The sequence below is a fragment of the Parasediminibacterium schistidii genome (assembly GCF_046546515.1).
Classification (GTDB): domain Bacteria; phylum Bacteroidota; class Bacteroidia; order Chitinophagales; family Chitinophagaceae; genus Parasediminibacterium.
The window spans coordinates 1-1249 of the sequence record NZ_JBKHKJ010000081.1; the positions used below are offsets into that span (position 1 = coordinate 1).

Below are 1249 nucleotides of genomic sequence, written 5' to 3' on the forward strand. Positions count from 1 at the left end.
CGATTTAAGGGGAGTACTATAGAAATTAAAGTAAAATACAGATAATTTCAGCCGATATGCCAGCAAATGATTGATTGTTTTTTTATTTGACCTAGTGGAGATTTATGGTACTATACATAAATTTGCGAAATGAACAAACCGAACAAAAACACATTATTCCAATCCGTAAAATCGCTTATCCAGGCTGCACAACAGCAAATAATCCGCAATATCAATACAACCATGCTACTTACATATTTTGAAATAGGTAGGATGATTGTAGAAGATGAGCAGGATGGAAAAGAAAGGGCGGATTACGCAATTGGCACCATCACCCAACTAAGCACAGAATTAACCAACGAGTTTGGTAAAGGATATTCGCCAGATAACCTTGAGCGTTTCAGGAAGTTTTATCTTTTATACCAAAATCGAATTTCCGCATCAGTGATGCGGAAATTTGAAGGAGCAGAAGAAAAGAACATTTCCGCAACACCGATGCGGAAATCTACAATTATCCAATCAATGATTGGGCAATCTCCTTTTCCCTTCTCTTTGAGTTGGACACATTACATCCAACTCATGAAAATACCTGATGAAAATGAACGCAGCTTTTATGAAATAGAAGCCACACAAAACAATTGGTCTGTCCGGGAATTGCAAAGGCAATTCAATTCGGCTATTTATGAACGCCTAGCACTGAGTAGGGATAAGGAAGGGGTAAAAGAATTAGCTAAAAAAGGGCAAATAATAGAAAGCCCAACGGATGCACTAAAAAGCCATTATGTTTTGGAATTCCTTAACCTGAAAGAAGACAACAGGTACACAGAAAATGAACTAGAAACGGCTATCATCAACAAACTGGAGCATTTTATGCTGGAACTAGGCAAAGGTTTTTTGTTTGAAGGCAGGCAAAGACGATTCACTTTTGAAGGCGACAGCTTTTTTGTGGACTTGGTGTTCTACAACCGATTGCTAAAGTGCTTTGTATTGTTCGATTTGAAATTAGGCAAACTAACGCACCAAGATATTGGCCAAATGCAGATGTATGTAAACTATTACGATAGGGTTGTTAAAACCAAAGACGAAAACAGTACCATCGGCATTATCCTTTGCAAGCAGGAAAACAAAACGGTTATTGAATTTACCCTGCCAGAAAACAACAAAACCATTTTTGCCAAAGAATACAAAGAAGTGCTGCCCAGCAAAGCGGAATTAAGGAAGCAATTAGCGTAAATAAATCTAGGTTCAGGCAACGATTCCTGTTCATCAA

General features: G+C 38.0%; 1 protein-coding gene. It reads left to right on the top strand.

All coding sequences use genetic code 11. The features are described 5' to 3' along the window. Positions 1–129: 129 nt before the first annotated feature. The gene (locus ACHFIY_RS19230) at positions 130–1212 is read left to right on the top strand and encodes a PDDEXK nuclease domain-containing protein (protein ID WP_410847754.1); all 1083 of its coding nucleotides are present in this window, start codon (positions 130–132) and stop codon (positions 1210–1212) included. The last annotated feature ends 37 nt before the right edge of the window (positions 1213–1249 follow it).